We start from the raw sequence: 25,453 nt of genomic DNA, 5'->3' as shown, positions 1-25,453 counted from the left end.
CGACTTTAGCCAGCGCTCGGGAGTGGCGGATAATCACTTATGCGTATCCGCCGATAACCTGGGGTGATACCAAAAAACGGTTATTGGGTAGATCGAGTTATCGGCCACACACAAACAACTGTGGGAGCGGGCTTGCTCGCGAAAGCGGCGAGACAGTCACTGCAATAGTGTCTGTCAGGCCGCCTTCGCGAGCAGGCTCGCTCCCACAGGGGTACTGCATTCGATCAGTCGCCGTTGCGCCCCATCCGGCAGGCGATCTCGAATGCCTGGCGCGTCGCGCCGACGTTGGCCTTGCCCTGCCCCGCGATGTCGAACGCGGTGCCGTGGGCCGGGGTGGTAATGGGGATCGGCAGGCCGCCCTGCACGGTCACACCGCGGGAGAAGCCCATCAACTTGATCGCGATCTGGCCCTGGTCGTGGTACATCGTGACCACCGCATCGAAGGCGCTGATATCACCCTGGACCTTGAGGAAAATAGTGTCCCCCGGATACGGCCCCTCCGCCGCGATACCCAACGCCTGGGCCGAGCGCACCGCCGGGCCGATGATGTCCAATTCTTCGCGGCCGAACGAACCATTGTCGCCGTTGTGCGGGTTCAGGCCGCAGACACCGATGCGCGGTCTTTCCAAACCGTTGCGCTTGAGTGCGGTGTCGATCAGTTGAATCGCTTCCACCACGCGCTTTTCATTCAGCAGCCCCGAAACATCGGCCAGCGCGACATGGGACGTCACCCGTGAAGTCCAGAGGTTGTCGAGCACGTTGAACTCGCAGAATGGCCCGTGGAAATCCAGCAGCTCGGCGAACCAGTGCAACTCGTCGCTGTGGGCCATGCCGGCCATGTGCAGCGAGGTTTTGTTCAGTGGCCCGAACAGCACCGCATCGGTGATCCCGGCCTCGGTCAGGCGCAGGGCTTTTTCCAGCGTGTCGAGGCTGTAGCGACCGCCGATCACGCTGGCTTGGCAGCGCGGGAACTCACCGATCGTATCGCCACGAAAATCATAGAACAGCGGCGTGTCGTCGACGAACGACAGCTGCTCCAGCGACTCCACGCGGCGATAGGGAAACTCTGTCCCGGCGATGCGCATGCCTCGACGCATTTCCGCCTCGTCGGCAATCAGGATGACATGGGCCTGGCTGCGCACTTCAGGCTCGCCGAGCAAGCGTGCGATCAGTTCCGGGCCAATGCCCGCCGGGTCCCCCAGGACCATGGCGATGGTGGTTTTTTTCATGCTTCACTCCTCAAGGGTTCAGGCCACGCCCGGTCGATGGCGCAAGGTTCGCAGCGATAAACCCGCTGCGCGTTGCTGTAGAACAGTCGCTCCTGATCGGCCAGTGGCAGATCGGCAACGATGGATTTGAAACCGCTGTAAATGTCGTCGAACGAGCCGCACAGGCTGTCCACGGGAAAATTGCTGGCGAACATGGCCCGCCGGGTACCGAACATCGCGATGATCTCGCGCACGATCCAGGCGTTGTCGATGGCGCGCCATGCCCTGCCCGCCTGGCCAAGGCCGGAAATCTTCACCTGCACGTTCGGCCACTCGGCCAGCCGCGCCATCGCAACCCGCCACCCCGCCAGGCCTTCGGCGCTGCGGTCGTTGGGTAATCCGGCGTGGTTGAGAATCAGGGTGATGCCGGGAAAGTCCCGGGCCAACCGTTCAGCTTCGGGCAGGTTCCACCACGGAGTCTGCAAATCGAAATGCAGCCCCAATCCTTCAAGCGAAGCGTAACTGCGCCGCCAGCGTTCGTCGCTCATCAGGCTTCGCACACGACCGAACTGCTCGGGTGACGTCGCGCCGCCGGGTTTGTGCCGCACGCTGCGCACACACTTGTAACTGGCCTGTTCGGTCAGCACCGCGATGGCGTCCGGATGATCCAGCCAGGCTTGGGCGACGATCGCATTCGGCACGCCGTAGCGGGTGGCCAGTTGCTCGATGAAACGGGTTTCGCCAATCGGGTCTTGCGGGTTCCATTCGGTCTCGACGTACACCGTTTGCACCACCCGGTGCTCACCGGCGTCGGCAAAGTAATCCTCGGGAAAATAGCGACGCTTGATCGCGCTGTAGTCGCCATAGCGAAACGGGATGTTCGCCTGCGGCGCGAGCCACGGGTGGTCGTTGATGGTCGGGTCCCAGAAGTGATGATGGGCGTCGATGATCGGGCCCTTCCATGCTGTGTCGGGCCAGCGCTTATCCATGGCGTACCTCGTCGAGACTGATGAACAACGTGGCGAAGACAAACACCGCCGAACACGCCGCAAAGAACCCGAGCACCGGGGCAAATCCGCCGGTCATTTGTAGAATCACGCCCACCAGAATCGGCACCGCGATACCACCCGTACTGCCGGCCATGTTCATCACACCGCCGATCAGACCAACCCGCGCCGGAGCGGCCAGCAACGCCGGGAAACTCCAGTAGAGACTGCCCCACATCAGGAAAAACGCGGTCATGGCCAACAACGCCACAGCGGCAAAAGGGTTGCTCAAGGTCGGCAACAGCAGGAACGCGCCGAGGGCCACCAGGCCGGAGAACGCCAGCAGGCCCTTGACTGCCACCCCGCGACTGACGCCTCGGCGGATCAAGCCATCGCACAAAAAACCACCGGTCAACGAACCCAACGCGCCGCAGACGAAAATCACGAAGGTTGCCGCACCGATGCCCTTGATATCAAAGCCTCGGGCCTGGGACAGATAACTCGGTCCCCAGGTCAGCAAACCGAAGTACACCATGGCCCAACTGGCCCGGCCGATCAGCAAACCGCTCAGGGAACGGGCGGCGATGCCCAAACCTTTTACCGGCACACGGGCGGCTTCGGCAGCCGCAGTGGCGCGTCCGGCGTTGATCTTCTCCAGTTCCTGGACATTGACCTGCGGGTGGCTGGCCGGGTCATCGCGCAGATAACGCCGCGCCAGCCAGGCCAGTACCAATGTCGCGACACCAGCGATCACGAACGCCAGACGCCAGGAATCCAGCGAAGCAATCAAGTAGGCGATGATCAGCCCGCCGAGGGCCACACCGAGGGGACTGCCGCTGTCCATCAGTACCGCGCCGCGGCTACGTTCGCCGGGCGCCAGCCAGAGGGAAATCAACTTGCCGCCGGACGGGAACAACGGCGCTTCCGAAGCCCCCAGCGCCACTCGGGCGAACAGCAAAGACAAACCACCGGTAGCAAACGCCGCCAACACCTGGAACGTGCCCCACAGCCCGGTGGACCAACTGATGACCCGATGCGGTCCGAAACGATCGATCAGCCAGCCGCCAGGTATCTGCAACAGGGCATAGGCCCAGAAAAAGCTGCTGAGGATCAGGCCCTGGGTGCTGGGTGACAGGGAAAATTCGTGGGCGATGGTCGGCATCGCGATGGACAGCGAGACCCGATCGATCAGGTTGACCATGGTCAGCGCGAAGATGATCGCGAAGATCCGCCAGCGCACATTGCTGGCCTTGACGGTGGAGGCCTGCGGTGTTGCCGCCGCTGCGGGCGAAGCATCGACGCCGGGCAGCTGCAGGGAAGCACTGGGGCGAGCCATGGTGCGTACCTCTTTATTATTTTTGTAGGGAACAACAGTGCCGTCTGTCTGTAGGAGCGAGCTTGCTCGCGATGGACTCAAGAGCACCGCGCTTAACCAGAAAGCCAGCGTTATCGTTAACGACCATCGCGAGCTCGCTCCTACATAAAAAGCGGCGTTGGTGAGCACTATCGAAGGCTCAGCGATAACCGTCTAATCAAAACTTGAAATATGGCGATAGCCTCGAGTTATGGCATACCGGACTTTCAATGAGCTTTCAGGGGACAGGTACTGTTTCGACTTGTTGCAAATTCCGCTCTAGTCCGAAGCTTTGCGCCAGTGCCGTGGCTTTTGCTTTGGCGAGCTATAACCCCAGGCTATCGGTGTATGTATTGTTTTGACTAGACGCGACGACGCAGCCTTCCCACACTCGACCCAGGCTTGCGGCTTTACCGCACAGACAAGCCGCCCATAACAATTACAAAAACACAAAACGAGGCCCTTCCATGCGAAATGCATTCGTCCGTCGCACATCCCGTCTGTTTCTTGGCTGCACGCTGATCGCCGCAGGCAGTCTTCCCGCACTCGCTCACGCCGCATGGCAACCTGACAAGAACGTCGAAATCGTCGTTGCCGGCGGCCCCGGTGGCGGTACCGACCAGCTCGGTCGCCTGATCCAGTCAATCATCACCACCCACAAACTGCTCGACGTCAACACCATCGTCCTCAACAAGGGCGGCGGCAATGGCGCCGAAGCCTTTCTCGACATGAAGATGAACAAAGGCGATGCCGAGAAGCTGGTGATCGGCACCAACAACATCTACCTGTTGCCTCTGGTGTCCAAGCTCGGCTACCAGTGGCAGGAACTGACGCCGATTGCCGCCGTGGCCGAGGATGACTTCATTCTCTGGAGCTACAAGGGTGCGCCATGGAAAGACGCCAGGGGTTTCTACGAAGCGGCGAAGGCCGATCCCTCGAAACTGCGCATGGGTGGCAGCCAGTCCAAGGATGTCGACCAGACCCTGACCTTGCTGCTGAACCAGACCAACAACAGCAAACTGGTGTACATCCCGTTCAAGAGCGGCAGTGAAGCCGCGACGCAATTGGCCGGCAAACACATCGCCGCCAACGTCAACAACCCCAGCGAAAGCATCAGCCAATGGCGCGGCGATCAGGTCGAGCCGCTGTGCGTGTTCAGCCAGGAGCGCATGAGCTACACCGAAAAAGTCGCCGGCGATAAGTCCTGGGCCGACGTGCCCACCTGCCATGAACAGGGCCTGGGCATCGATCAATACCGCTTCCCGCGCACTGTGTTCATGCCCGGCGACATCAGCACCGAACAGCGCGCGTTCTACGTCGAGCTGATGCGCAAAGTCACCGAGACCCCGGAGTTCAAGGCCTACGTCAAGCAGAACGCACTGGTACCGACCTTCCTGGAAGGCGAACCGCTGACGGCCTACATCGAAAAAGACACCGCTCGCGTCACTCCGGTGTTCAAGGAAGCCGGCTGGCTGAAAAACTGAGTTGTTCACGGCCGTTCACCCGCGAACGGCCTTCACCTGCTGGAGGTGATTCATGTCCCATTCTTCGGATTCACCGGCGCTGATCGGCACCCGCTGGGTTGAACTCGGCCTGACACTGTTCACCACCCTGATTAGCGTGGTGGTGATGTTCGGCAGCATCGAACAAGGTATCGGCTGGGGTGATGCCGGCCCCGAGCCGGGATACTTCCCCTTCTATATCGGCCTGCTGTTGAGTGCCGCAAGCGTGGCCAATGGCGTATTGACCCTGGTGCGCTGGCAAGCCCTGAGTGTTGCCTTTGTCAGTCGCAGTGCGTTCAGGCAAGTGCTGTCGGTGTTCGTGCCGATTGCGTTGTTCGTCGGTGCGATGCCAATCACTGGCATTTACCTCGCCTCGGCGGCGTTCATCGCCTGGTTCATGTGGCGTGACACCACCCGCGCCAAGCCCTATGGCAAATGGATGATCGCTGGCGTGTCCCTCGGCGCGGTACTCGCCAGTTACCTGATTTTTGCGCTGTGGTTCAAGGTCCCGCTGGATGCCGGCCCGATGGGCGACTGGATTGCCCTGGCCGGGAGAAACTTCAAATGAGCGAATTCGATTCCCTGCTGCAAGGCATGAACCTGATCCTGACCCCGGGCCACATCGGCCTGATGGTGGTCGGCGTGCTGCTGGGCATTCTGGTCGGCGTGTTGCCCGGCCTCGGCGCCCCCAATGGCGTGGCTCTGTTGCTGCCTCTGACGTTCACCATGTCGCCGGTGTCGGCGATCATTTTGCTGTCGTGCATGTATTGGGGTGCGCTGTTCGGTGGTTCGATCACTTCGATCCTGTTCAACATTCCCGGTGAGCCCTCATCGGTGGCGACGACGTTCGACGGCTACCCGATGGCCCGTGAAGGTCGCGCCGCCGAAGCCCTCACCGCCGCATTCAGCTCGGCACTGATCGGTGCCCTGGCCGGTGTCTTGTTGCTGACATTCCTGTCGACCCGGATTGCCGAGTTCGCCATGTCGTTCAGTTCCCCGGAGTTCTTCGCGGTGTACCTGTTGGCATTCTGCACCTTCATCGGCATGAGCAAGAACCCACCACTGAAAACCGTCGTGGCGATGATGATCGGTTTCGCCATGGCGGCGGTCGGCATGGACACCGTCTCCGGCAACCTGCGCCTGACCTTCGACCAGCCGGTCCTGATGACCGGTATCAGTTTCGAAGTGGCGGTGATCGGTTTGTTCGGTATCGGCGAAATCCTCTGCACGGTAGAAGAAGGCCTGGTGTTCCGTGGCGAACATGCGCGCATTACACCGATGGTGATTCTGCGCACCTGGGCCAAGTTGCCCCGCTACTGGTGGACCATTGTGCGCAGCACCCTGGTCGGTTGCTGGATGGGGATTACCCCTGGCGGTCCGACGGCGGCTTCATTCATGAGCTACAGCCTGGCACGGCGTTTCTCGAAGAAGCGCGAGAACTTCGGCAAGGGCGAACTCGAAGGCGTGATCGCCCCGGAAACCGCCGACCACGCCGCCGGCACCAGCGCTCTGTTGCCGATGCTGACCCTGGGCATTCCCGGTTCAGCCACGGCGGCGGTGATGCTCGGCGGCCTGATGATCTGGGGCCTGCATCCCGGCCCGACGCTGTTCGTCGAACAGCATGATTTTGTCTGGGGCCTGATCGCCAGCATGTACCTGGGTAATGTGGTGAGCCTGATCGTGGTGTTGGCCACCGTGCCGTTGTTCGCCTCGATCCTGCGCATTCCGTTCTCGATCATCGCCCCGATCATCATCATGGTGTGCGCCATCGGTGCGTACTCGGTGCACAACTCGTTTTTCGACGTGGTGCTGATGCTTGGCTTCGGCGCGCTGGGGTATCTGTTCAAGAAGCTTGGCTACCCGATCGCCCCGTTGGTGCTGGCTGCGGTACTCGGCGACAAGGCCGAAGATGCATTCCGCCAGTCGATGCTGTTCTCTGACGGACAATTGGGGATCTTCTGGTCCAACCCGTTGGTGGGCAGCCTGACCACGGCGGCACTGCTGATGCTGTTCTGGCCATTGATTTCCAAGGCGCTGCAAACCCTGATGGGCCTGCGAAAATCCCCGGTCGCCAAGCCAAAATCGGTGCTTTGACACAGCAATGCTGGCAACGCCTGACATTTGTTGTCAGGCTTGCCGCACTCTTTTCTGCGAGCGCGGCCCATGACCCGAATTCCTGTTGCCAATGTGATCCACAGTCGACTGCGTCTGCGCCAACTGCGGCTGATGCTGGCGTTGCAGGAATTCGGATCGTTGCGCCGTGCCGCCGACCACATCGGCATGACTCAGCCGGCAGCCACCAAGATGCTGCATGAGGCTGAGGACCTGCTCGGCGTTGAACTCTTCGAGCGCCTGCCCCGGGGCATGCGCTCAACCCCGTTCGGGGAAACCGTCATCTACTACGCACGCATGGTCTTCGCTGAACTCAGCGGCATGCGCGAGGAGTTGGTGGCGCTCGAATCCGGCAACCTTGGCCGGGTGGCGGTCGGTGCGATTCCGGCGCTGGCGTCGGGCCTTCTGACCCGCACCATCGCGACCTTGAAACAGAGCCATCCGCGGTTGTCCATGAGCATTCAGGTCGATACCAGCGACGTGCTGGTGCAGGCATTGTTGCAGGATCAACTGGACATCGTGCTGGGGCGGATTCCGGCCGGTGCCCGGGCCGAGGAATTACTGTTCGACAGCCTCGGCGAAGAAGCCTTGTGCGTGATTTGCGGCGCACAAAACCCACTGGCGCAAGAAAAGCAACTGAGTTGGGCCGAGTTACAGCATCAGACCTGGGTGCTGCAACAGCATCCCAGCCCGATGCGCGCGATCATCAATCAGGTGTTCCACAACGCACGGGTCGATATCCCCAGCAGCATCGTCGAAACCACCTCGATCATGACCTTGCTCTCGTTGATCCAGCAGACCGACATGCTTGGCGTCACCCCGGTGTCGGTGGTCGAGGATTATCCCGGCCGCGATTTGCTGGCCGTGTTGCCGATCAAGTTCGAAGCGCGATTGCCCCCCTACGGGCTGATCACACGGCGTCACCGCATCCAGTCGTCGGCGATGCAGGCGTTCATGAATTCGGTGCGGGCCGAGCATGCGCATTCGATCCCTTTGTAGGAGCGAGCCTGCTCGCGATGGACGTCAACGATAACGCGTGCTGTCTGAATGATCGCATTGTCTGAAAGTCCATCGCGAGCAAGCTCGCTCCTACACACTCACACTGTTTTACGGAACACAAACACCAGACCGACGATGATCAACAGCATGCCCAGCATGCTCAACGTCGCCAAGCGATTACCGAAAAACAGGTAATCCATCACCGCCGTCACCGCCGGCACCAGGTAAAACAGGCTGGTGACATTCACCAGGTTGCCCCGGGCGATCAAGCGGTACAGCAGCAAGGTCGCCAACACTGACACCACCAGCCCCATCCACAACACCGGCACGATAAAACCGCTGTTGTGCTCGAAGTGAAAGGGCTGGAACGGCACGAAGATCCCGCACAGCAACAAACCAGCCAGGTACTGCACCGGCAGCGTGCCGAGGGGATTGTCGGTGATGCGCTTCTGCATGATCGAACCGAACGTCATGCTCGCCAGCGCCAGTAAACCGAAGAGCATCCCGGCCAACGACATGCCGGCCAGACCGATACCCTGGAAAACCACCATGATCAACCCGGCCAACCCAAGCGCCAAGCCAAACAGGCGGCTGGCTGATCGCTGACGCTCCATGATCACCACCGTGAGAATGGGTTGCACCCCCATGATGGTCGCCATCACACCGGGTGTGACTTTCAGGTCCAGGGCCAGCAGATAAAAAATCTGATAAGCCCCCAGCAACACGATCCCGGTGGACATCGCGTAGAGCATCGGCCTTCCACCCTTGGGCAACTTCAGCTTGAGCAATGGCACCAGCAACAACAGACCGCACAAGGCAATGACAAAGCGCACCAGCAGAAAGGCAAAGGGCGCCGCATGGGCCAGCCCCCATTTGGAGAAGATCGCCCCGCTGCTCCACAGCAGGACGAACAGGCTCGTGGAAGCCGCCGCGAGCGCGGACTTTTGAGTAAGGACAAACATGAGTACCACCTGTAGTCAGGCAATAAAAAGCCAACTCAGCCGAAGCTGAAATTCAGTAGTTGTGTTCAGGTGGGCGCGGGGGAACAGCAAAAAAGCTGATCAGCCCGAAACGCCAACGCCCGGCGGTGATACGACTGCGCACACCGGCGTGCTACTGACAGGTGGTGGGTAATGACTGATCTGCACAGGCTGCTGATTCCCGCACGGCACGACGCCAGCGTTGACCGCTGAATCGACTACCGCGTTGATCCGGGATGCAGGCATTGGGCTGATCTTTTGTAGAGGGATGAAAAAGTGGGTTCGGGAACTCACTGTGCGCCGACTATAACCAGCGCGAGACATGGATTGCAATAAGTGAACGGCCACCTGTAGGAGCGAGCTTGCACGCGATGGTCTCAAGGGCTCCGCGTCCATCCAGAATGCACGCGTTTTCGTTAATCTCCATCGCGAGCAAGCTCGCTCCTACAGGGGCGTTAACCGAATAGCCAATAACCCAACAAGATCAGCACGACTACCGCCAGCACCGGGCGCAGTACTCGATAGGTCTTAGGGTTGCGCCGCTTCCACTGCTTGACCGCGCCACTGGCTTTGTCACTGGAGTTCTTGCTCCACGCGTAAGCCTGATTGATCCCGCCCACACGCTCGTCATCCAGGTTTTGCGGCGCGGTCGCACGGCCCAGAAATGCACTGATCGAGCGGTTGATGCGGGTCATGAAGCGGTTGCTCAGCGGTCGTTCGATGTCGCAAAACAGAATGACGCGCGTCTTGTCGGTTTCGTTCTTGACCCAATGCACATAGGTCTCATCGAACATGACGTCTTCACCATCGCGCCAGGCATACACCTGACCGTCGACAAAGATGCGGCAATCGTCTGAGTTGGGGGTCGACAGACCAAGGTGATAACGCAGGGAACCGGCGAACGGATCGCGGTGCGGGTTGAGATGACTGCCGCCCGGCAGCAGGGCGAACATGGCGCCTCTGACGTTGGGAATGCCGCTGACCAGCGCCACGGTTTTGGGGCACAAGCGTTCAGCTGAAGGCAATGGTTTGTCGTACCACTTGAGGTAGAAGCGCTTCCAGCCCTTCTTGAAAAACGAGCCGAAACCGGCGTCGTTGTTCCTCTCGGCGGCGCGGATATACCCCTCGTCGAACAGGTGCATCGCTTCGTCGCGAATAACCTCCCAGTTGTCCTTGAGCACGTCCAGTTCAGGGAATTTGCTGCGGTCCAGATAAGGTCTGGAGGGCACGCGGGAGAACAGGTACATCAATGCGTTATAGGGCGCGAACAACGCAGAATGGTTGACGAATTGACGCAAGACCGGCAACCGCACCTTGCCGCGCAAATGCACATAAAGCGTACTGCCGAAGAACAGCAGCAACACTGACGCCTTCGCGGCAAAGGAAAGGGTCATCAACAACTCCTTGATGGTTGACACTTTGCACAACGCCATTTACCCGACGTTGCAGCCGGCATGATAAACACTACCCACTTCGGGAATAACCCGCCTCTTCCAACATTCAGTGTTAAGGATTGTGCAATAAACCCTTCTTGACACAGGGCGGCTGAACGCCCGCTGAACTGCACCACGCTATTTGTTCAGAGACCGCTGCGCGGTCCATCGCGGGTAATCCTTGCCCGCGATGACGTCTGAATGGGTGCCGCGTATCCCAAGCGTTACTGCTGGTTCTCCTGCTCGGTAAACAAATCGCTGAACAGCATGCTCGACAAGTAACGCTCTCCAGAATCCGGCAGAACCACTACGATGGTCTTGCCCTGCATTTCCGGGGTCTCGGCCAATCGAACCGCCACCGCCATTGCCGCGCCGCAGGAAATACCGCACAGAATCCCTTCTTCCTGCATCAAACGCAGGGCCATGGCCTTCGATTCCTCATCGCTGACCAATTCCACCCGGTCGACCATCGACAGGTCCAGGTTCTTCGGCACAAAACCGGCACCGATACCCTGGATCTTGTGCGGGCTGGGCTTGATCTCTTCACCGGCCAAGGCCTGGGTGATCACCGGCGAAACGGCGGGCTCCACCGCCACCGAGAGGATCGGTTTTCCCTGGGTATTCTTGATATACCGCGAAACGCCGGTGATGGTTCCGCCCGTTCCGACGCCTGACACCAGCACATCAACGGCACCGTCGGTGTCGTTCCAGATCTCGGGCCCGGTGGTTTTTTCGTGGATGGCAGGGTTGGCCGGGTTATCGAACTGAGCCGGCATGAAGTATTTGGACGGATCGCCGGCAACGATTTCACCCGCCTTTTCGATGGCGCCCTTCATGCCCTTGGCCGGTTCAGTCAGCACCAATTCCGCACCCAGCGCCTTGAGCACCTTGCGTCGCTCGATGCTCATGGACGAAGGCATGGTCAGCATCAGTTTGTAACCCCGAGCGGCGGCCACGAAGGCCAGGCCGATTCCGGTATTACCGGAGGTCGGTTCGACGATGGTCATGCCAGGCTTGAGTTTTCCGGTGCTTTCGGCATCCCAGATCATGTTCGCGCCGATCCGGCACTTGACCGAATACCCGGGGTTGCGCCCTTCGATCTTGGCCAGGATGGTCACACCGCGCGGCGCGATTCGGTTGATCTGCACCAGCGGTGTATTGCCGATGGAATGGGCGTTGTCTGCGAAAATACGACTCATGGCTGGGTCCTTGATACAGCATTTATTAAGCGCATCAAGGTATGCCTGTTGCCCGCAGGCGTCCAGTCAGGTCGAACGTCCGGTTATCAGCGCAGTCAATGGCTTTAGATCGCCAGAGATTTGCCACCATGAAACGTCTATACAGCTGGCCCCTTTGGACACTCTGCGGCCTCGCTGTGCTGCTGATAACCCTGCACTTCTCCCTGCCCTGGCTGGTGCGCGACTACCTCAACGAAAAACTGTCAGACATGGGCGACTACCGTGGCCAGATTGCCGACGTGGACCTGGCCCTGTGGCGCGGTGCCTATAAAATCAACGGCCTGAAAATCGTCAAGGTCGACGGCAAGGTGCCAGTGCCGTTCGTTAATGCACCGTTGATCGACCTTTCCGTCAGCTGGCGTTCCCTCTGGCACGACCACGCCGTGGTGGCCGAGGTGCTGTTCATCAATCCCGAAGTGAATTTCGTCGACGGCGGCGCCAACAAAAAGAACTCCCAGACTGGTGAGGGTACCGACTGGCGTGCGCAATTGGGAAAACTGCTGCCGGTTACCTTGAACGAAGTACGGATCGATGACGGCAAAATCAGCTTTCGCAACTTCAATTCCAAACCACCTGTGAACATGAACGCCACCAAGGTCGATGCCAGCATCTACAACCTGACCAACGTGGTCGACACCAAAGGCAAGCGCGACGCCCGTTTCGAAGGCAAGGCGCTGCTGCTGGGGCATGCACCGCTGGAAGCCACCGCGACGTTCGACCCGCTGAGCAATTTCGAAGACTTCGAGTTTCGATTGCGGGTCAGGGACATCGAGCTCAAACGCATGAACGACTTCGCTTCGGCCTACGGCAAGTTCGACTTCAATGCCGGCCATGGCGACGTGGTGATCGAAGCGAAAGCCCAGAAAGCCAAATTGACCGGTTACATCAAACCGCTGCTGAGGGACGTCGACGTATTCAATTGGCAGCAGGACGTGGAAAACAAGGACAAAGGGATTTTCCGATCCATTTGGGAAGCCATCGTCGGTGGCTCCGAAACCGTGCTGAAAAACCAGGGCAAGAACCAGTTTGCCACCCGTGTCGAACTGAGGGGCAATGTACACCGGCAAGATATCAGCGCGTTCGAGGCTTTTTTGCAGATTTTGCGTAATGGGTTCATCGAAGCATTCAACGCACGCTATGAGCGGCCGAAACCGGATGCCGGTTAACGTTAGTGTAACGTTACAGCAACCCGCTTCTTCGGCGACCAGTGGCAGCTGCAATTGCTGGCTTGCCCCAAGACCGAGTCAAGATGTGACGCCCCATTCAGAGACTGAATAAGCCGTCTGCGTTCACAGTCGACCGGACACCGCGTTATAGTCGGGGCTGACCATTTATTGCGCCCCGCCCTGCCTCGTTCAGGTCGGCGTTACCGTTCGAGGATTAGCAGATGAAGTTCGAAGGCACCCAGGCCTACGTCGCCACCGATGACCTGAAGCTGGCGGTCAACGCCGCCATCACCCTGGAGCGGCCGCTGCTGGTCAAGGGCGAACCGGGCACCGGCAAGACCATGCTCGCCGAGCAACTGGCCGAATCTTTTGGCGCCAAGTTGATCACCTGGCACATCAAGTCCACCACCAAGGCCCATCAAGGTCTTTACGAGTACGACGCCGTCAGCCGCTTGCGCGATTCGCAGCTGGGCACGGAAAAGGTCCACGACGTTCGTAATTACCTGAAAAAGGGCAAGCTCTGGGAGGCTTTCGAATCCGAAGAGCGGGTAATCCTGTTGATCGACGAAATCGACAAGGCCGACATCGAGTTCCCCAACGACCTGCTGCAAGAACTCGACAAGATGGAGTTCTACGTTTACGAGACCGACGAGACCATCAAGGCCAAGAAGCGTCCGATCATCATCATTACCTCCAACAACGAAAAAGAGCTGCCGGACGCCTTCCTGCGCCGTTGCTTCTTCCACTACATCGCGTTCCCGGATCGCGTCACGATGCAGCGGATCGTCGACGTGCACTACCCGGACATCAAGAAGGACCTGGTCAGCGAAGCGCTGGACGTGTTCTTCGACGTGCGCAAGGTGCCGGGCCTGAAGAAGAAGCCCTCGACTTCCGAACTGGTGGACTGGCTGAAACTGCTGATGGCCGACAACATTGGCGAAGCGGTGCTGCGCGAACGCGATCCGACCAAGGCCATCCCGCCATTGGCCGGCGCTTTGGTGAAGAACGAACAGGACGTGCAATTGCTTGAGCGTCTGGCATTCATGAGTCGTCGCGGCAGTCGCTAAGCAGAGGCCAACGCCATGTTGCTCAATCTGTTCAATGAAATGCGCGCCGCCAAGGTCCCGGTCTCGGTGCGCGAGCTGCTGGACCTGATCAACGCGCTGAAACAGCGCGTGACCTTCGCCGACATGGACGAGTTCTATTACTTGTCCCGGGCGATTCTGGTGAAGGACGAACGGCATTTCGACAAATTCGACCGCGCATTCGGTGCCTACTTCAATGGCCTGGAAAAGCTCGACGACCACTTGCAGGCACTGATTCCCGAAGACTGGCTGCGCAAGGAATTCGAACGCTCCCTGACCGACGAAGAGCGGGCGGCGATCCAGTCCCTCGGCGGCCTGGACAAACTGATCGAAGAGTTCAAGAAACGCCTGGAAGAGCAGAAGGAACGCCATGCCGGTGGCAACAAATGGATCGGCACCGGTGGTACCAGCCCGTTCGGTTCCGGCGGTTTCAACCCGGAAGGCATTCGGGTTGGCGATGCCGGCAAGCGCCAGGGCAAGGCGGCCAAGGTCTGGGATCAGCGCGAGTACAAGAACCTCGATGATTCGGTGGAACTCGGCACGCGCAACATCAAGGTTGCCCTGCGCCGACTGCGTAAATTCGCCCGTCAAGGCGCCGCGGAAGAGCTGGACATTGACGGCACCATCGACCACACCGCTCGCGATGCAGGCCTACTGAACATTCAGATGCGCCCCGAGCGTCGCAACACGGTCAAGTTGCTGCTGCTTTTCGATATCGGCGGTTCGATGGACGCTCACGTAAAGATCTGCGAAGAGCTATTCTCGGCCTGCAAGACCGAGTTCAAGCACCTGGAGTACTTCTACTTCCACAACTTCATTTATGAATCGGTGTGGAAGAACAACATGCGCCGGACCTCCGAGCGCACGTCGACCATGGACCTGCTGCACAAGTATGGCGCCGACTACAAAGTGATCTTCATCGGCGATGCCGCCATGGCGCCCTACGAAATCACCCAGCCCGGTGGCAGCGTCGAGCACTGGAACGAAGAAGCCGGTTATGTGTGGATGCAGCGGTTCAGGGAGAAGTACAAGAAGCTCATCTGGATCAACCCGTACCCGAAAGACACCTGGGGCTACACCTCCTCGACCAATATCGTCCGCGATCTGATCGAAGATCAGATGTATCCGTTGACGTTGCGGGGGCTGGAGGAAGGAATGCGGTTTCTTTCCAAGTAATCTCGTTGTCCTTTCGGGCGCCTTCGCGAGCAGGCTCGCTCCCACATTGGATCTTTGCCGTACATGAGATCCTGTGGGAGCGAGCCTGCTCGCGAAGCTTTTAACGGTTGCCGAATCGGCGCAGATACGCGACTTGTTCGCGATGCGCCACTTCCTGCACCACCGGCCGCAACCGTACCTGCGCCCCCGGCAGGCACTGCGCCAACCGAGCCAGTGCCAGCGGCGTCAACGCTCCCAACCGCGGATAACCGCCAATGGTCTGCCGATCATTGAGCAACACGATCGGCTGCCCGTCCGGTGGCACCTGGACCGCGCCCAGCGGGATGCCTTCGGAAATCATCGGTTTGCCCTGGTACTGCAACGCCGTACCCAACAGACGAATACCCATTCGGTCGGCGCGGCTGTCGAGGTTCCATACGCTATTGAACGCATCGAACAGGCTTTGCCCGCTGAACTCACCGATTTGTGCACCGAGCACCAGGTCCAAAGGTGAATCGAGGCTCAGGTCCGGTCTTTGTTCTGGCGACAACTCCCGCAGCAGCATCACCGAATTGCCCGAATAGCTCAAACACGCGCCTTTACTCAGCGCACGGCCCATGCCATCCAGACCGCCGAGTTCTTCACGGACCACCGTCGAACTGCTGCCCAATACCTTCGGCGCATCAAAGCCACCCGGCGCGGCCAGATAGGCGCGAGCGCCGAGCAATGGCTGGGTGAACTGCAAAACCTGACCTTTATGCAGCCTGAAGCTGCGCCACGGTGCCAGCGGCTCACCGTCCACCTGTGCGCCCAGATCCGCCCCGGCCAGCGCCAGCACGCAATCGTCTTGCGCCACCAAGGCAAACCCGCCGAGGGTGATTTCGATCACCGGTGCATCCAGCCCGTTACCCAGCAGCCAGTTGGCCCAGGACATCGAGCGCCAATCAAGCCCGCCACCTTGGGTCACCCCCAAATGTCGCACGCCGAATCGCCCGGCATCCTGCAACAGACACAGCGGCGTACTCGCTTCAATCGTCAAACGGCTCATGCCAGGCCCTCCAAAGGCGTGTCGTCACCACCCAGGCTGATGAATTCGGCATGGCCGACCGCTTCAAAGCGCACAGTGTCACCCGGTTGCATCAAGCTATAGCCGTCACGGTTGCGGTCAAACAATTTGGCCGGGGTGCGACCGATCAGGTTCCAGCCGCCCGGCGATACCACCGGATAGGCCGCTGTCTGTCGTTCGGCGATGCCGACACTGCCGGCGGCGACTTTCTTGCGTGGCGTGTTCAAACGTGGCGCGGCAAGTACTTCCTCCACCAGCCCCATGAAGGCGAACCCCGGTGCGAAACCCAGGGCGAACACCTGATACTCGCGTTCGCTGTGACGGCGGATCACCTCCTCCACCGCCAGTCCGCTGCGTTGCGACAACAGCGTGAGCTCCGGACCGACGCTCAAGTCGTACCACACCGGCAACACATGGCAGGTGCCGCGGCTACGCGCGTTGGGCGACAGGTCGATCAAGGCTTCGGCGATCAATTCCCTGGCCTGGACCGGGCTCAACGCGGTCAGGTCGTAATGCACCATCAAGGTCGTGTAAGACGGCACCAGATCGATCAGGTGTTCAGCGAACGCTGCCCGCAGGCTTTCGCTGGCCGCCAGCATCCACGGCATGTTGGCTTCGGCGATTTCATCAAAAAGACGCACCATCAGGCAATCGAGCGCGACCACTTCCACCCGCAGCTTCATGGCGCACTCTGCGCATTCAACGCTTCACGAATGCGTCGTACGGCAGCAACCGAACTGGCGTTGTCGCCGTGCACGCAGAGGGTATTGGCCTGCAAATGCAGAGCGCTGCCGTCGCTGGCGGTGAGATGGTCGCCACGGGCAATGATCAACGCCTGCTCGATGATTTTCTCCGGATCGTGATGCACCGCACCTGGCAAGCTCCGCGAAACCAGCCTGCCGGCGCTGTCATAGGCGCGGTCGGCAAAGGCCTCGAACCACAGGGTGACGCCGTACTCATCGCCCAACTGCTGCGCCGCACTGTTGTCGCGGGTGGCCATCAACATCAACGGCAAGCTGCGGTCATAAGCGGCCACGGCCTGCAGCACCGCACGCAACTGCGCCGGGTTGGCCATCATGTCGTTGTACATCGCGCCGTGGGGTTTGACGTAACTGACCCGGCCGCCCTGGGCCCGGCAGATGCCGTCGAGGGCGCCGATCTGGTAATGCAGAATGTCCTGAAGTTCCTGGGTGGCATAGGCCATGGAACGGCGGCCGAACCCCACCAGGTCCTGATAAGCCGGATGTGCGCCAATCTGCACACCGTGGCTGAGGGCCAGGCTGACGGTCTTGCGCATGATGCTCGGGTCGCCGGCATGGAAACCGCAGGCGATGTTGGCGCAATCGATGAAGGGCATGACTTCCGCGTCCAGACCCATGGTCCAGTTTCCGAAACTCTCGCCGATGTCACAGTTCAATAGCAGGCGGCTCACGATGAACACTCCTGTAGGCTTTATTCTTCTTAGCTGCAGGACCTATCCGCAAGACAGGTCCGCAGGTTATCCGTTACTGAGCGTCGAGTTGCTTGCCACGGGTTTCCGGCAGGCTCAGGGCCGCAAGGATCACCACGCCGTAGGACACTGCCGCAAAGGCACCGATGCCCACGCTCAGCGGCACGGTCTGGCTGAGCAGACCGATCAGCAGCGGGAACAACGCCGCCAGCGCACGACCGATGTTGTAGCAGAAACCCTGGCCCGAACCGCGAATGCGGGTAGGAAACAGCTCCGTCAGGAACGAACCCATGCCGCTGAAAATCCCCGAAGCGAAGAAGCCCAGCGGAAAGCCCAGCCACAACATCACGCCGTTGCTGACCGGCAATTGGGTGTACAGCAAGACGATGGTGAATGAGCCGACGGCGAACAGGATGAAGTTCTTTTTGCGCCCAAGGATGTCAGTCAGATAGGCGCTGATGACGTAACCGACGTAGGAGCCGACAATCACCATCGCCAGATAACCGCCGGTGCCAAGCACGCTCAAACCGCGTTCGTTCTTCAGAAAGGTCGGCAGCCAGGAGGTGATCGCGTAGTAACCGCCCAGCGCACCGGTGGTCAGCAACGAAGCACGGATCGTGGTGAACAGCATGCCCGGAGCGAAGATCTCATAGAACTTCGAGGGGTTGCTCGGGGCTTCCTTGGCTTTGGCTTCGCGATAGATTTCCGGGTCCTTGACCAGGCGACGGACGAAGATCACGAACACCGCCGGCACGATGCCGAGGATGAACAGTGCGCGCCAGGCGTCCTCCGGCGGCATGACCGAAAACAGCAACGCATACAGAATCGCCGTCAGGCCCCAGCCCAATGCCCAACCGGACTGGACCATGCCCACGGCCTTGCCGCGGTCCTTGGCACGGATCACTTCACCGATCAGCACCGCACCGGCGGTCCACTCGCCGCCGAAACCGAAGCCCATCAGGGTGCGCGCGATCAGCAGTTGCTCGTAGTTCTGGGCGAAACCGCAGAGGAAGGTGAAGAAGGCAAACCACAGCACCGTCAGTTGCAGCGTGCGTACGCGGCCGATGCGATCGGAGAGAATACCCGCCACCCAGCCACCGATGGCCGAAGCGATCAGGGTGCTGGTGTGAATCAGCCCGGCCTGCCCGGTGGTGATGCCCCACATGGCAATCAGCGTCGGCACCACAAAGCTGAGCATCTGGGTGTCCATGCCGTCCAGGCCATAGCCGATCTTGCAGCTCCAGAAGGTGCGGCGTTCCTGCTGATTGATGTTGCGATACCAGTCGAAAGGTCCCGGGCGAGCGGTGGCTTTCGGAATGGCGGTGGTGTCGGGCGCACTCATGGCAAATCTCCGCGCTGATTTTATTGGTATTGTTCTGAGCCCCGACGACGCCTATCGTGGGAACCGGATGGCCTGATTCTTGGGTGCGTCACCCTGCCGCGTCCAACTAATAAAAACCCGCCTTAGGCATAAGAAATCTTTATCCCATGAACCTGAAGTTTCTCGAGACCTTTGTCTGGGTCGCCCGACTCAAGAGTTTCCGCCTCACCGCCGACAAGCTCTTCACCACCCAGGCGTCGATTTCCAGCCGGATCGCCGTGCTTGAAGGCGAGCTCGGGGTGAAGCTGTTCCTGCGTGATTCGCGGGGGGTGAGCCTGACACCCGAGGGTCTAAAAGTGCTCGATTACGCTGAGCAGATGATGGACACCATGCAGGCGCTCAAGCACTCGATCGAAACCCGTTCGAGCAAGGCCGGACGTGTACGCATCGGCGTGATGGACACCGTGATCCACACCTGGCTCAGTCCGTTGGTCGCGCAGATGACCGATCACTACCCCTTGGTGGAAATCGAATTGGTGGCCGATACGTCGCTCAACCTCTGCGATCAGCTGCAAAAAGGCTTCCTTGATGTCATTCTTCAAACCGATCTGTTGCGCCAGGAAAGCGTGCGCAGCCTGGAGCTGGCCAGCCATCCCATGGGCTGGATCGTCGCCAGCAACTCGCTGTACAACCGTGAGTATTCAGGCGTCGCCGATCTGGCCAATGAGCGGATCATTACTTACTCGAAAAATTCTCATCCGCATCAGGAAGTACTCGCCCTGATGCAGGCCAACGGCGTGATTGCGCCAAGGCTCAACTGCGTGAACTCGGTGTCGGCGATTACCCGATTGCTGCGCGATGGTTTCGGCATCGGCGCCTTGCCACCGGTGCTGGTGGCCGAGGAACTGGCGCGTGGGGAACTGACCTTGCTGGACATCGAGCAGCGCCCCCCGAACCTGCAGGTGGTGGTGTCGTGGCGAGTGGGTGCGGAATGGGTCGAGGAGATTGTGGCGTTGTGTCAGCAGGTGCTGGAGGGGTATGCGCGTCGGGTGGGCGAAAACTACATCGTATTGGCTGGTTGACTGCATCTGTGGCGAGGGGATTTAGCGAAACGTCGCACCGCCCCGTTGGGCTGCGAAGCGGCCCCAAAAAATGGGACTGCTGCGCAGTCCAACGGGGATAAATCCCCTCGCCACAAAAAACGTGCCGGTCGTTACAACCCCCGCAAATCCCGCTCTTCGATCGGCCGGCTCTGGCGCAGGCGCTTGCCGCCCAGCACCACCCAGTCGATCAGGCGGAACAGGCATTCGATCCCGAACGACAGCAGCAACGCACCGCTCATGCCCCAGATCATCGCTTCCGGCGTCAACAGGATCTGGTAGCTGTAGCCATTCCAGGTTTCCTTGCGAATATCCGGATCAGCGGCCAGCACCACTTGCAGCAAGCGGATGTACCACGGCCCCTGCATCGCCTGGAACTGCTTGTCCAGGGCCTGCTGACGGGTCAGCAGGTTGTTCAGGCTTTCGGCGTCGCTGCGGAAGATCGGGTCTTCGCTGGCACGATAATGAGCCACCAGTGCCTGCATATCGCCCTTGAAGAACTGATTGGCGGTGCCCTGGAACCCGCTCAGACCGGTCTGCGCTTCAATCAGATGCGCTTCTACCCGCTTGGCGTAATCGTTGATGAACCCTGGTACCTGGACACCGATCAACAGGCCCGCCGCGAACAACACCAGCCGTAGATAACTGAGCAACATGGGGAGCAGATCCTTATTCGGTCATGCCCTGGCTGACGCATTCACCGCGTCGCCACAGGCTCCATTGGCCCGGTTCGTAGCGGGTCCAGGTTTCGTTTTCGGTCAAGGGTTCGGTGGCGATCACCGTGACCACGTCGTTGGGCGTGGTTTCGGCCTGAAAGTCGACGATCACATCGACATCCTTCAAGCGCGCCGGGCCAAACGGGGCACGACGGGTGATCTGCGCCAGTTTGGTCGAGCAGTAGCAGAACAGCCAGTCGCCATCGCTGAGCAAGCAGTTGAACACGCCTTTACTGCGGTACTCGGCGCAAGCGGCCACCAGGTCCGGCAACAGTTCTTCGACCTCGACCGGCTCGGGGAATGCCGCTCTTACACGGTTGAGCAAATCGCAGAACGCGGCTTCGCTGTCGGTATCGCCCACGGGACGGTAGAAGCTGGCAGTCGGCTGGAAGTCTGCCAACTGGCCGTTATGGGCGAAACACCAGTTGCGGCCCCACAACTCGCGCACGAACGGATGGGTGTTGGACAAACAGACCTTGCCGACGTTGGCCTGGCGGATGTGCCCGATCACCACTTCGCTCTTGATGGGATAGCGCTGTACCAGGTTTGCGACTTCCGACTCACTGCTTGCTGCCGGATCCTGGAACAATCGCAATCCGCGGCCTTCATAGAAAGCGATGCCCCAACCGTCACGGTGCGGACCGGTGCGCCCGCCGCGCTGCATCAGCCCGGTGAAGCTGAACACAATATCGGTCGGGACATTGGCGCTCATGCCCAATAACTCACACATGCTCGGACTCTCGCTTCAAACCTGGGGCAACGTTACAGACGGGGTTCGACCCGCATACGCTGGGGATTGCTTGGCACAGGCGGGCGACCGTAGCGATCATCGCCGGCACCGCCGAACGGGTGTTCTTCTTCCGGTTCGTCGGCACGGGCTGCGGCTTTGGCGGCAGCGGCCTGTTCCTTGCGCGCATTGGCGGCGCGTTCGATGGGGAAGCGGATGGCCACGAACACCAGGTAAATGCCGAAAGCGATCATGCCGTACATGAACAGATCGGAAATGGCCCGCCATGCGTTATTGCCGACCTTGAACAACAGGTCCAGGGCGGTAATGGCGATGGCCGGGGCGACCTTTTCCTTCACCGGGTCGATGATGGTCGGGCTGAACAGCAGCACCGCCATCAGCAACCGCAGCGGTTCACGCAGCCAACGCCACATCCAGCGGGTGATGCGCATCCACACCAACAGGCAGCCCAAAGCGGCAAAGGCGTAGAGGCCCCAAGCGATCAGATAGTCGTTCTCGGTCATGGTGTCCATGGCAAGGCAGGCAAAGAGGCGCTTATGATAACGGCTTTTCGCACGTCAGGCTTGCCCCAAGCGCAATCCATGTGGGAGCGAGCCGGCTCGCGAAAGCGGTGGCTCAGTCAACATTGAGGTTGAATGTGATGACTCTTCGCGAGCAGGCTCGCTCCCACAGGTTTCCAGGCCCACTTTTACGTACATTGATCGAGAGTCCTTCATGCCCCTATCCGCCAACGTTTCCGACGCCCCGATCGCCCGCAAGGCCGAGGGTGATGACCCGTATGCCTGGCTGCAGGAGCGCGACACCGATGCGGTGCTCGACTACCTGAAGGCTGAAAACCGCTATCAGGAAGCACAAACCGCCGACCAGGCCGGGCTACGTGAGACCCTGTTCGAGGAGATCAAGGGCCGGATTCTCGAAACCGACCTGTCCCTGCCCTCACCGTGGGGACCGTATTTGTATTACACGCGCACCACGGCGGGTGACGAATACGCCCGGCATTACCGCTGCCCGCGTCCGGCCGACGACAGCCTGAAACTCGATGAAAGCCAGGAACAACTGCTGCTGGACCCGAACGCACTGGCCAACGGCGGCTTCTTTTCCCTCGGCGCGTTCAGCATCAGCCCGGACCACCAACGCCTGGCCTACAGCATCGACTCCACGGGTGACGAGATCTTCACCCTGTTCGTGAAGGAACTGTCCGACGGACGCGTCAGCGAACTGGAATTCCAGGACTGCGACGGCAGCATGACCTGGGCCAATGACAGCCTGACCCTGTTTTTCGGCGAGCTGGACGACACCCATCGCCCGCACAAGCTGTTCCGCTATCGCCTGGACGGCACGGCGGCCGAAGAAGTGTTCCATGAGCCGGACGGCCGCTTTTTCATGCATTGCTACCGTTCCAGTTCCGAGCAGCAACTGCTGTTGTCTGTCGGCAGCAAAACCACCAGCGAAGTCTGGGTACTCGATGCCAACCAGCCGCAGCATGCCTTTACCTGCATTGCGCCACGGGTCGAAGACCATGAATACGACGTCGACCACGGCGCGCTCTCCGGCCAATGGACCTGGTTCATACGCACCAATCGCGACGGCATCAACTTCGCCCTGTACACCGCAGTCGATACCGGCGTCGCGCCTGTCGAATCCGCCTGGCACAACCTGATCCCCCATAGCGACACAGTGATGATCGAAGGCATGAGCCTGAACGCTGGCGCCATGACCTTGAGCCTGCGTGAAGGTGGCTTGCCGATCATTGAAGTCTACCCACAGGACTTGCCGAGCTACCGGGTGCAACTGCCGGACGCAGCCTACAGCCTGCACGTGCAGAACAGCCTGGAGTTCATCAGCGAGCGAATCCGCCTGCGCTACGAAGCGTTGAACCGTCCGGCGCAGATCCGCCAGCTGGAACTGGTCAACGGCGAACAGAAAGTCCTCAAGGAAACGCCGGTACTCGGCCCGTTCGACGCCGATGCCTACGTCAGCCAGCGCCTGTGGGCGACAGCGCCCGACGGTACGAAAGTGCCGATCAGCCTTGTGGTCAAACGCGAAGCGCTCGGCAAGCCGACGCCCCTGTACCTGTACGGCTACGGCGCCTATGGGGAAAGCCTCGACCCGTGGTTCTCCCACGCACGCCTGAGCTTGCTCGATCGCGGCATGGCGTTTGCCATCGCGCACGTGCGCGGCGGTGGCGAGCTGGGTGAAGCCTGGTATCGCGCCGGCAAACAGGAACACAAGCACAACACCTTCAGTGACTTCATCGCCTGCGCCGAGCACCTGATTGCCAATGGCTTCACCACCGCGCCACAACTGGCGATCAGTGGTGGCAGTGCCGGCGGCCTGCTGATCGGTGCGGTACTCAACCAACGGCCAGAGCTGTTCGGCGCGGCAATTGCCGAAGTGCCGTTCGTCGATGTACTCAATACCATGCTGGACCCGGATCTGCCGTTGACCGTCACCGAATACGACGAGTGGGGCAACCCTGAAGAACCGGACGTCCATGATCGGATCAAGGCCTACGCCCCGTACGAAAACGTTACCGCGCAAGCCTATCCGGCGACCTTGGTGATCGCCGGCTACAACGACAGCCGCGTGCAGTACTGGGAAGCCGCCAAGTGGGTAGCCAAGTTGCGCGCGACCAAAACCGACACCAATCCCCTGCTGCTCAAGACCGAACTGGGCGCCGGACATGGCGGGATGAGCGGTCGGTATCAAGGATTGCGTGACGTAGCACTCGAATATGCATTTTTGTTCAAGGTTTTGGGGGTTGCCTGAGGAACTTGACGCGGTACTCCGGTCTTAATTCCGGACACCGGGTCCGATGCAACAATGATCCCCTGTGGGGGCGAGCCTGCTCGCGAAGGCAATGTTTCAGTCGACATATGTGTTGAATGTAATGGCCACTTCGCGAGCAGGCTCGCTCCCACAGAAGGGATTGCGGTGATTTCAATATCGAGCCCGTAACAGACACAACAATAAAGACCGCCCGACATGTCAGAACCGACTCATTTGAACAACGAAATCCGCGACTGGCTGATGGACTGCGGCCTGTTCAACCAGTTGCTGCCCGCCGACTTCGCCGCGGCCTCGGGTTATTTCAGTATCAGCACCATTGCCCAGGGTGAAGAGATTTTCCACGAAGGCGATGCCGGCAGTTTCATGTGCATCATCCACACCGGTCAGGTGGCCGTGCAGAAGACCACCAGCGACGGGCAACGGGTGACCATTGCTACGCTACGCAGTGGCCGCTCGTTCGGCGAAATGGCCGTACTCGATGGCGAACGCCGCTCGGCCAGTTGCGTGGCGGCGAGCCACTGTCAGTTGCTCAACCTGGGCAAGGATTCCCTGGAAAAGATGCTTAACGATGCGCCGAAAATCGCCGCCAAGATCATCCGTGCCCTCGCCGTTTCCCTGTCCAGGCGCCTGCGCATGGCCGACGGCCAACTGCTTGCGCAGCAGGTCTAACCGCCGGGCGACTTGACCTTCGGCGGATTCTGCTCGATCCCTGGCACCGGCTGATCCTTGGTCGGCGGGCTGGGCATCTCGATAGGCACCAGCGGTGGACCGCCACTGCCGGGGCCGACCTTGGGCAAGGGCGCAGGGGTGATTTGCGGATACGGCGTGGGTGTCGCGGTGCCAGGTGAACCGGGCATCGCTGCGGGACTGACGGGCGTGGTTTGCAGCGGTTGGGCCTGCACTGCAGTAATCGAGAGCGCGGCCAGGGCAATGACCGTTAGAATGGTGCGCTTCATCAATGGCTCCGTTGGCCTTGTTGTCATGTGCAGGCTACTCCCAACTGCGTCCGTTTGCCCTCCCCTCTGCCGCCATTTTCTCCTCAAG

The 25,453-nt window shown here is 60.1% G+C and carries 24 protein-coding genes; 10 read left to right on the top strand and 14 right to left on the bottom strand.

From position 1 onward, the window contains the following. Positions 1 to 224 precede the first annotated feature (224 nt). Genes CKW21_RS19245 through CKW21_RS19235 form a run of 3 tightly spaced genes read right to left on the bottom strand, consistent with a single transcriptional unit; the run spans position 225 to position 3,530 of the window. Positions 225 to 1,229 (bottom strand): 4-hydroxythreonine-4-phosphate dehydrogenase PdxA, encoded by a 1,005-nt coding sequence (locus CKW21_RS19245; RefSeq protein ID WP_095195529.1) that lies wholly within the window; start codon positions 1,227 to 1,229, stop codon positions 225 to 227. After that, on the bottom strand, positions 1,226 to 2,197 hold the full coding sequence (locus CKW21_RS19240) for an amidohydrolase (RefSeq protein ID WP_095195528.1): 972 nt from the start codon (positions 2,195 to 2,197) through the stop codon (positions 1,226 to 1,228). Before CKW21_RS19240 ends, CKW21_RS19245 begins: the two co-directional genes overlap by 4 nt. Further along, on the bottom strand, positions 2,190 to 3,530 hold the full coding sequence (locus CKW21_RS19235) for an MFS transporter (protein ID WP_095195527.1): 1,341 nt from the start codon (positions 3,528 to 3,530) through the stop codon (positions 2,190 to 2,192). The genes CKW21_RS19240 and CKW21_RS19235 overlap by 8 nt, the downstream gene beginning before the upstream one ends. A 485-nt stretch (positions 3,531 to 4,015) precedes the next feature. Between CKW21_RS19235 and CKW21_RS19230 the strand changes: the two genes are divergently transcribed. The 4 genes from CKW21_RS19230 (at position 4,016) to CKW21_RS19215 (ending at position 8,161) form a co-directional block, all read left to right on the top strand. Then, the gene (locus CKW21_RS19230) at positions 4,016 to 5,032 is read left to right on the top strand and encodes a tripartite tricarboxylate transporter substrate binding protein (protein WP_095195526.1); all 1,017 of its coding nucleotides are present in this window, start codon (positions 4,016 to 4,018) and stop codon (positions 5,030 to 5,032) included. 52 nt (positions 5,033 to 5,084) lie between these two features. Continuing rightward, complete coding sequence (locus tag CKW21_RS19225; RefSeq protein ID WP_095195525.1) at positions 5,085 to 5,618, top strand: tripartite tricarboxylate transporter TctB family protein; 534 nt, start codon at positions 5,085 to 5,087, stop codon at positions 5,616 to 5,618. After that, positions 5,615 to 7,144 (top strand): tripartite tricarboxylate transporter permease, encoded by a 1,530-nt coding sequence (locus tag CKW21_RS19220; protein ID WP_095195524.1) that lies wholly within the window; start codon positions 5,615 to 5,617, stop codon positions 7,142 to 7,144. The genes CKW21_RS19225 and CKW21_RS19220 overlap by 4 nt, the downstream gene beginning before the upstream one ends. Before the next feature lie 69 nt (positions 7,145 to 7,213). Then, on the top strand, positions 7,214 to 8,161 hold the full coding sequence (locus CKW21_RS19215) for a LysR family transcriptional regulator (RefSeq protein ID WP_095195523.1): 948 nt from the start codon (positions 7,214 to 7,216) through the stop codon (positions 8,159 to 8,161). Positions 8,162 to 8,259: 98 nt separating this feature from the next. Here the strand turns inward: CKW21_RS19215 and CKW21_RS19210 are convergent, their stop codons facing one another. From CKW21_RS19210 to cysK, 3 genes are all read right to left on the bottom strand, one after another. After that, entirely contained in the window at positions 8,260 to 9,123 is an 864-nt protein-coding gene (locus CKW21_RS19210) for a DMT family transporter (protein WP_095195522.1), read from the bottom strand. Between the two features lie 473 nt (positions 9,124 to 9,596). Continuing rightward, complete coding sequence (locus CKW21_RS19205; RefSeq protein ID WP_095195521.1) at positions 9,597 to 10,535, bottom strand: aspartyl/asparaginyl beta-hydroxylase domain-containing protein; 939 nt, start codon at positions 10,533 to 10,535, stop codon at positions 9,597 to 9,599. A gap of 263 nt (positions 10,536 to 10,798) precedes the next feature. Next, the gene (cysK, locus tag CKW21_RS19200) at positions 10,799 to 11,773 is read right to left on the bottom strand and encodes a cysteine synthase A (RefSeq protein WP_095195520.1); all 975 of its coding nucleotides are present in this window, start codon (positions 11,771 to 11,773) and stop codon (positions 10,799 to 10,801) included. Positions 11,774 to 11,901: 128 nt separating this feature from the next. Here cysK and CKW21_RS19195 point away from each other — a divergent pair, with 128 nt between their 5' ends. From CKW21_RS19195 to CKW21_RS19185, 3 genes are all read left to right on the top strand, one after another. Next, on the top strand, positions 11,902 to 12,978 hold the full coding sequence (locus CKW21_RS19195) for a DUF748 domain-containing protein (RefSeq protein ID WP_095195519.1): 1,077 nt from the start codon (positions 11,902 to 11,904) through the stop codon (positions 12,976 to 12,978). A 221-nt stretch (positions 12,979 to 13,199) separates the two neighbouring features. After that, complete coding sequence (locus CKW21_RS19190; protein WP_095195518.1) at positions 13,200 to 14,045, top strand: MoxR family ATPase; 846 nt, start codon at positions 13,200 to 13,202, stop codon at positions 14,043 to 14,045. A 15-nt stretch (positions 14,046 to 14,060) separates the two neighbouring features. Beyond that, the gene (locus CKW21_RS19185; RefSeq protein WP_095195517.1) at positions 14,061 to 15,239 is read left to right on the top strand and encodes a VWA domain-containing protein; all 1,179 of its coding nucleotides are present in this window, start codon (positions 14,061 to 14,063) and stop codon (positions 15,237 to 15,239) included. 100 nt (positions 15,240 to 15,339) lie between these two features. On the opposite strand, the gene CKW21_RS19180 is transcribed toward CKW21_RS19185, so the two are convergent. The 4 genes from CKW21_RS19180 to CKW21_RS19165 all read right to left on the bottom strand — a co-directional run bounded on the left by CKW21_RS19180 (position 15,340) and on the right by CKW21_RS19165 (position 19,076). Further along, positions 15,340 to 16,266, bottom strand: a complete 927-nt coding sequence (locus CKW21_RS19180) for a biotin-dependent carboxyltransferase family protein (RefSeq protein WP_095195516.1) — start codon at positions 16,264 to 16,266, stop codon at positions 15,340 to 15,342. Beyond that, positions 16,263 to 16,967, bottom strand: a complete 705-nt coding sequence (pxpB, locus tag CKW21_RS19175) for a 5-oxoprolinase subunit PxpB (RefSeq protein ID WP_095195515.1) — start codon at positions 16,965 to 16,967, stop codon at positions 16,263 to 16,265. The genes CKW21_RS19180 and pxpB overlap by 4 nt, the downstream gene beginning before the upstream one ends. Next, positions 16,964 to 17,716, bottom strand: coding sequence for a 5-oxoprolinase subunit PxpA (locus CKW21_RS19170; RefSeq protein WP_095195514.1), 753 nt, complete (start codon positions 17,714 to 17,716; stop codon positions 16,964 to 16,966). Before CKW21_RS19170 ends, pxpB begins: the two co-directional genes overlap by 4 nt. Positions 17,717 to 17,789: 73 nt before the next feature. Beyond that, positions 17,790 to 19,076, bottom strand: a complete 1,287-nt coding sequence (locus CKW21_RS19165; RefSeq protein WP_095195513.1) for an MFS transporter — start codon at positions 19,074 to 19,076, stop codon at positions 17,790 to 17,792. Positions 19,077 to 19,222: 146 nt separating this feature from the next. Between CKW21_RS19165 and CKW21_RS19160 the strand changes: the two genes are divergently transcribed. Next, complete coding sequence (locus CKW21_RS19160) at positions 19,223 to 20,137, top strand: LysR family transcriptional regulator (RefSeq protein WP_095195512.1); 915 nt, start codon at positions 19,223 to 19,225, stop codon at positions 20,135 to 20,137. A 131-nt stretch (positions 20,138 to 20,268) separates the two neighbouring features. Here CKW21_RS19160 and CKW21_RS19155 read toward each other — a convergent pair whose 3' ends face one another. Genes CKW21_RS19155 through CKW21_RS19145 form a run of 3 tightly spaced genes read right to left on the bottom strand, consistent with a single transcriptional unit; the run spans position 20,269 to position 22,131 of the window. Then, entirely contained in the window at positions 20,269 to 20,811 is a 543-nt protein-coding gene (locus tag CKW21_RS19155; protein ID WP_095195511.1) for a DUF2937 family protein, read from the bottom strand. A gap of 13 nt (positions 20,812 to 20,824) precedes the next feature. Continuing rightward, on the bottom strand, positions 20,825 to 21,601 hold the full coding sequence (locus CKW21_RS19150; RefSeq protein ID WP_095195510.1) for a class II glutamine amidotransferase: 777 nt from the start codon (positions 21,599 to 21,601) through the stop codon (positions 20,825 to 20,827). Between the two features lie 32 nt (positions 21,602 to 21,633). After that, on the bottom strand, positions 21,634 to 22,131 hold the full coding sequence (locus tag CKW21_RS19145) for an MFS transporter (RefSeq protein WP_095195509.1): 498 nt from the start codon (positions 22,129 to 22,131) through the stop codon (positions 21,634 to 21,636). Positions 22,132 to 22,333: 202 nt separating this feature from the next. On the opposite strand from CKW21_RS19145, the gene CKW21_RS19140 reads away from it, so the two are divergent. Both CKW21_RS19140 and CKW21_RS19135 read left to right on the top strand, forming a co-directional pair. Then, complete coding sequence (locus CKW21_RS19140; protein ID WP_095195508.1) at positions 22,334 to 24,388, top strand: S9 family peptidase; 2,055 nt, start codon at positions 22,334 to 22,336, stop codon at positions 24,386 to 24,388. Between the two features lie 216 nt (positions 24,389 to 24,604). Continuing rightward, complete coding sequence (locus tag CKW21_RS19135; RefSeq protein WP_095195507.1) at positions 24,605 to 25,078, top strand: cyclic nucleotide-binding domain-containing protein; 474 nt, start codon at positions 24,605 to 24,607, stop codon at positions 25,076 to 25,078. Here the strand turns inward: CKW21_RS19135 and CKW21_RS19130 are convergent. Next, on the bottom strand, positions 25,075 to 25,365 hold the full coding sequence (locus tag CKW21_RS19130) for a hypothetical protein (protein WP_095195506.1): 291 nt from the start codon (positions 25,363 to 25,365) through the stop codon (positions 25,075 to 25,077). The genes CKW21_RS19135 and CKW21_RS19130 overlap by 4 nt on opposite strands. Positions 25,366 to 25,453: the final 88 nt, after the last annotated feature.

The sequence above is a fragment of the Pseudomonas sp. Irchel 3A7 genome (assembly GCF_900187565.1).
Taxonomy (GTDB): domain Bacteria; phylum Pseudomonadota; class Gammaproteobacteria; order Pseudomonadales; family Pseudomonadaceae; genus Aquipseudomonas.
This window is presented reverse-complemented; position numbering and strand designations above follow the sequence as displayed.

What these genes read in the sequence shown, in the direction of transcription:
- CKW21_RS19245 (WP_095195529.1), bottom strand. Translation starts at nt 1,229, where the DNA reads ATGAAAAAAACCACCATCGCCATGGTCCTGGGGGACCCGGCGGGCATT.
- CKW21_RS19240 (WP_095195528.1), bottom strand. Translation starts at nt 2,197, where the DNA reads ATGGATAAGCGCTGGCCCGACACAGCATGGAAGGGCCCGATCATCGAC.
- CKW21_RS19235 (WP_095195527.1), bottom strand. Translation starts at nt 3,530, where the DNA reads ATGGCTCGCCCCAGTGCTTCCCTGCAGCTGCCCGGCGTCGATGCTTCG.
- CKW21_RS19230 (WP_095195526.1), top strand. Translation starts at nt 4,016, where the DNA reads ATGCGAAATGCATTCGTCCGTCGCACATCCCGTCTGTTTCTTGGCTGC.
- CKW21_RS19225 (WP_095195525.1), top strand. Translation starts at nt 5,085, where the DNA reads ATGTCCCATTCTTCGGATTCACCGGCGCTGATCGGCACCCGCTGGGTT.
- CKW21_RS19220 (WP_095195524.1), top strand. Translation starts at nt 5,615, where the DNA reads ATGAGCGAATTCGATTCCCTGCTGCAAGGCATGAACCTGATCCTGACC.
- CKW21_RS19215 (WP_095195523.1), top strand. Translation starts at nt 7,214, where the DNA reads ATGACCCGAATTCCTGTTGCCAATGTGATCCACAGTCGACTGCGTCTG.
- CKW21_RS19210 (WP_095195522.1), bottom strand. Translation starts at nt 9,123, where the DNA reads ATGTTTGTCCTTACTCAAAAGTCCGCGCTCGCGGCGGCTTCCACGAGC.
- CKW21_RS19205 (WP_095195521.1), bottom strand. Translation starts at nt 10,535, where the DNA reads ATGACCCTTTCCTTTGCCGCGAAGGCGTCAGTGTTGCTGCTGTTCTTC.
- cysK (WP_095195520.1), bottom strand. Translation starts at nt 11,773, where the DNA reads ATGAGTCGTATTTTCGCAGACAACGCCCATTCCATCGGCAATACACCG.
- CKW21_RS19195 (WP_095195519.1), top strand. Translation starts at nt 11,902, where the DNA reads ATGAAACGTCTATACAGCTGGCCCCTTTGGACACTCTGCGGCCTCGCT.
- CKW21_RS19190 (WP_095195518.1), top strand. Translation starts at nt 13,200, where the DNA reads ATGAAGTTCGAAGGCACCCAGGCCTACGTCGCCACCGATGACCTGAAG.
- CKW21_RS19185 (WP_095195517.1), top strand. Translation starts at nt 14,061, where the DNA reads ATGTTGCTCAATCTGTTCAATGAAATGCGCGCCGCCAAGGTCCCGGTC.
- CKW21_RS19180 (WP_095195516.1), bottom strand. Translation starts at nt 16,266, where the DNA reads ATGAGCCGTTTGACGATTGAAGCGAGTACGCCGCTGTGTCTGTTGCAG.
- pxpB (WP_095195515.1), bottom strand. Translation starts at nt 16,967, where the DNA reads ATGAAGCTGCGGGTGGAAGTGGTCGCGCTCGATTGCCTGATGGTGCGT.
- CKW21_RS19165 (WP_095195513.1), bottom strand. Translation starts at nt 19,076, where the DNA reads ATGAGTGCGCCCGACACCACCGCCATTCCGAAAGCCACCGCTCGCCCG.
- CKW21_RS19160 (WP_095195512.1), top strand. Translation starts at nt 19,223, where the DNA reads ATGAACCTGAAGTTTCTCGAGACCTTTGTCTGGGTCGCCCGACTCAAG.
- CKW21_RS19155 (WP_095195511.1), bottom strand. Translation starts at nt 20,811, where the DNA reads ATGTTGCTCAGTTATCTACGGCTGGTGTTGTTCGCGGCGGGCCTGTTG.
- CKW21_RS19150 (WP_095195510.1), bottom strand. Translation starts at nt 21,601, where the DNA reads ATGTGTGAGTTATTGGGCATGAGCGCCAATGTCCCGACCGATATTGTG.
- CKW21_RS19145 (WP_095195509.1), bottom strand. Translation starts at nt 22,131, where the DNA reads ATGGACACCATGACCGAGAACGACTATCTGATCGCTTGGGGCCTCTAC.
- CKW21_RS19140 (WP_095195508.1), top strand. Translation starts at nt 22,334, where the DNA reads ATGCCCCTATCCGCCAACGTTTCCGACGCCCCGATCGCCCGCAAGGCC.
- CKW21_RS19135 (WP_095195507.1), top strand. Translation starts at nt 24,605, where the DNA reads ATGTCAGAACCGACTCATTTGAACAACGAAATCCGCGACTGGCTGATG.
- CKW21_RS19130 (WP_095195506.1), bottom strand. Translation starts at nt 25,365, where the DNA reads ATGAAGCGCACCATTCTAACGGTCATTGCCCTGGCCGCGCTCTCGATT.